A 4089-nucleotide genomic window follows, 5' to 3' on the forward strand; every position below is an offset into this window, starting at 1 on the left:
TCTAACTGACCCCCCCCCGCCGCCCGCCCGCCCCCCCGCCCCCCCCCCCCCGCCCCCAGGCCCCCCTCAGACCACAGACAAACTCTCGAATCACGAAAGAGGGCTTGACGACCAGTGCTTGACGTCAACTTCTTCGACGAGCTCCGCATCGGCCTGGCCACCGCCGACGACATCCGCCAGTGGTCGCACGGCGAGGTCAAGAAGCCGGAGACCATCAACTACCGCACCCTGAAGCCCGAAAAGGACGGCCTCTTCTGCGAGAAGATCTTCGGCCCCACCCGGGACTGGGAGTGCTACTGCGGTAAGTACAAGCGCGTCCGCTTCAAGGGCATCATCTGCGAGCGCTGCGGCGTCGAGGTGACCCGCGCCAAGGTGCGCCGTGAGCGGATGGGCCACATCGAGCTGGCCGCCCCGGTCACCCACATCTGGTACTTCAAGGGTGTCCCGTCCCGCCTGGGCTACCTGCTCGACCTCGCGCCGAAGGACCTCGAGAAGGTCATCTACTTCGCCGCCTACATGATCACCTGGGTCGACGACGAGCGCCGCCAGCGCGACCTGCCGTCCCTGGAGGCGCACGTCTCGGTCGAGCGCCAGCAGATCGAGAACCGCCGCGACGCCGACCTCGAGGGCCGCGCCAAGAAGGCCGAGTCCGACCTGGCCGAGCTGGAGGCCGAGGGCGCCAAGGCCGACGTCCGCCGCAAGGTGCGCGAGGGTGCCGAGCGCGAGATGAAGCAGCTGCGCGACCGCGCCCAGCGTGAGCTGGACCGCCTCGACGAGGTGTGGAGCCGCTTCAAGAACCTCAAGGTCCAGGACCTCGAGGGCGACGAGCTGCTCTACCGCGAGCTGCGCGACCGCTTCGGCACGTACTTCTCCGGCTCGATGGGCGCCGCGGCGCTCAAGGACCGCCTGGAGTCGTTCGACCTGGCGGAGGAGTCCGAGCGTCTGCGCGAGATCATCCGCACCGGCAAGGGCCAGAAGAAGACCCGTGCGCTCAAGCGCCTCAAGGTCGTCTCCGCGTTCCTGCAGACCACCAACAAGCCCAAGGGCATGGTGCTGGACTGCGTCCCGGTCATCCCGCCGGACCTGCGTCCGATGGTGCAACTGGACGGTGGCCGCTTCGCGACCTCCGACCTGAACGACCTGTACCGCCGCGTCATCAACCGCAACAACCGCCTGAAGCGCCTCCTCGACCTCGGTGCCCCCGAGATCATCGTGAACAACGAGAAGCGCATGCTCCAGGAGGCCGTCGACGCGCTCTTCGACAACGGCCGCCGCGGCCGCCCGGTCACGGGCCCCGGCAACCGCCCGCTGAAGTCGCTGTCCGACATGCTCAAGGGCAAGCAGGGTCGTTTCCGCCAGAACCTGCTCGGCAAGCGCGTCGACTACTCGGCCCGTTCGGTCATCGTCGTCGGCCCGCAGCTCAAGCTGCACCAGTGCGGTCTGCCCAAGGCCATGGCGCTGGAGCTCTTCAAGCCGTTCGTGATGAAGCGCCTGGTCGACCTGAACCACGCGCAGAACATCAAGTCGGCCAAGCGCATGGTCGAGCGCGCCCGCCCGGTCGTGTGGGACGTCCTCGAAGAGGTCATCGCCGAGCACCCGGTTCTGCTGAACCGTGCGCCCACCCTGCACCGCCTCGGCATCCAGGCCTTCGAGCCGCAGCTGGTCGAGGGCAAGGCCATCCAGATCCACCCGCTCGTCTGCACCGCGTTCAACGCGGACTTCGACGGTGACCAGATGGCCGTCCACCTGCCGCTCTCCGCGGAGGCGCAGGCCGAGGCCCGCATCCTGATGCTGTCCTCGAACAACATCCTCAAGCCGGCCGACGGCCGCCCGGTCACCATGCCGACCCAGGACATGGTGCTCGGTCTGTTCTTCCTCACCTCGGACCGCGAGAACGTGAAGGGCGCCGGCCGCTCCTTCTCGTCGACCGCCGAGGCGATCATGGCCTTCGACGCCCGCGAGCTGGACGTCCAGGCCCCGATCGACCTGCGCCTGCCCGCCGGCACGGTGCCGCCGCGCGGCTGGGCCGCCCCGGTGGACGAGGACGGCCAGACCACCTGGTTCGAGGGCGAGCCCTTCCGGCTCACCACGACCCTGGGCCGTGCGCTCTTCAACGAGCTGCTGCCCGAGGACTACCCGTTCGTCGACTACGAGGTCGGCAAGAAGCAGCTGTCGGCCATCGTCAACGACCTGGCCGAGCGCTACCCCAAGGTCGTCGTCGCCGCGACGCTCGACAACCTGAAGGCGTCCGGCTTCCACTGGTCGACCCGTTCCGGTGTCACCGTCTCGATCTCGGACGTCATCGTCCCGCCGAGCAAGCCCGCCATCCTGGAGGGCTACGAGGCGCAGGCCGAGAAGGTCCAGAAGAACTACGAGCGCGGTCTCATCACCAACGACGAGCGCAAGAACGAGCTCGTCAACATCTGGACCAAGGCGACCAACGAGGTCGCCGAGGCGATGTCCGCGAACTTCCCGAAGACCAACCCCATCTTCATGATGGTCGACTCGGGTGCTCGTGGAAACATGATGCAGATGCGTCAGATCGCCGGTATGCGTGGTCTGGTGTCGAACGCCAAGAACGAGACGATCCCCCGTCCCATCAAGGCGTCCTTCCGTGAGGGCCTGTCCGTGCTGGAGTACTTCATCTCCACCCACGGTGCCCGTAAGGGTCTCGCGGACACCGCGTTGCGTACCGCCGACTCCGGCTACCTCACCCGTCGTCTGGTCGACGTCTCCCAGGACGTCATCATTCGCGAGGAGGACTGCGGCACCGAGCGCGGCCTGAAGCTGTCGATCGGCTCCGTGGGCGCCGACGGCGTGCTGCGCAAGGCCGACGACGTCGAGACCAGCGTCTACGCCCGCATGCTCGCCGAGGACATCACGGTGGACGGCAAGCTCCTTGCCACCGCCAACACCGACCTCGGTGACGTGCTGATCGACGAGCTGATCCGGCACGGCATCGGCGAGGTCAAGACCCGCTCGATCCTCACCTGTGAGTCGGCGGTCGGCACCTGCGCCATGTGCTACGGCCGTTCGCTGGCCACCGGCAAGCTGGTCGACATCGGTGAGGCGGTCGGCATCATCGCCGCCCAGTCCATCGGTGAGCCCGGCACCCAGCTGACCATGCGTACCTTCCACACCGGTGGTGTGGCGGGTGACGACATCACCCAGGGTCTGCCGCGTGTCGTCGAGCTCTTCGAGGCCCGTACCCCCAAGGGTGTGGCCCCGATCTCGGAGGCCGCCGGCCGTGTCCGCATCGAGGACACCGAGAAGACCCGCAAGATCGTCGTGACCCCGGACGACGGCAGCGACGAGATCGCGTACCCGGTCTCCAAGCGCGTCAAGCTGGAGGTCTCCGAGGGCGAGGCCGTCTCGGTCGGTCAGAAGCTGACCGCCGGTGCGACCAACCCGCACGACGTCCTGCGCATCATGGGCCAGCGTGCCGTCCAGGTCCACCTGGTGGCCGAGGTCCAGAAGGTCTACAACTCGCAGGGTGTGTCGATCCACGACAAGCACATCGAGATCATCATCCGGCAGATGCTCCGCCGCGTGACGATCATCGAGTCGGGCGACGCCGAGCTGCTCCCGGGCGAGCTCGTCGAGCGCGGCCGCTTCGAGACCGAGAACCGTCGTGTGGTCTCCGAGGGCGGTCACCCCGCCTCCGGCCGTCCGCAGCTGATGGGTATCACCAAGGCCTCGCTGGCCACCGAGTCCTGGCTGTCGGCCGCCTCCTTCCAGGAGACGACCCGGGTCCTCACCGACGCGGCGATCCACGCCAAGTCGGACCCGCTGCTGGGCCTCAAGGAGAACGTCATCCTCGGTAAGCTCATCCCGGCCGGTACGGGTCTGCCCCGCTACCGCAACATCCGGGTCGAGCCGACCGAGGAGGCCAAGGCCGCGATGTACTCGGCCGTCGGCTACGACGACTACGACCTGTCGCCCTTCGGCGCCGGCTCCGGCCAGGCGGTCCCGCTGGACGACTACGACTACGGCCCGTACAGCGGCTGACAGTCCCTCCCACCGCAGGGGGGCCCCCCCCCCCCCGCGCGGCGCCCCCGCGCGGGGAGCGGGGGGGCGGATAGATGGGTG

General features: G+C 68.1%; 1 protein-coding gene. It reads left to right on the forward strand.

Annotation, left to right across the window (positions count from 1 at the left end; genetic code table 11):
- Window positions 1-114: 114 nt before the first annotated feature.
- Window positions 115-4008 carry a DNA-directed RNA polymerase subunit beta' gene (locus ACFV0G_RS06720; RefSeq protein WP_380542701.1) on the forward strand — a complete coding sequence of 1298 codons (3894 nt, stop codon included), beginning with the start codon at window positions 115-117 and terminating at the stop codon, window positions 4006-4008.
- Window positions 4009-4089 lie beyond the last annotated feature (81 nt).

Origin of the sequence: Kitasatospora sp. NPDC059571 (assembly GCF_042735675.1) — a bacterium.
GTDB lineage: Bacteria > Actinomycetota > Actinomycetes > Streptomycetales > Streptomycetaceae > Kitasatospora.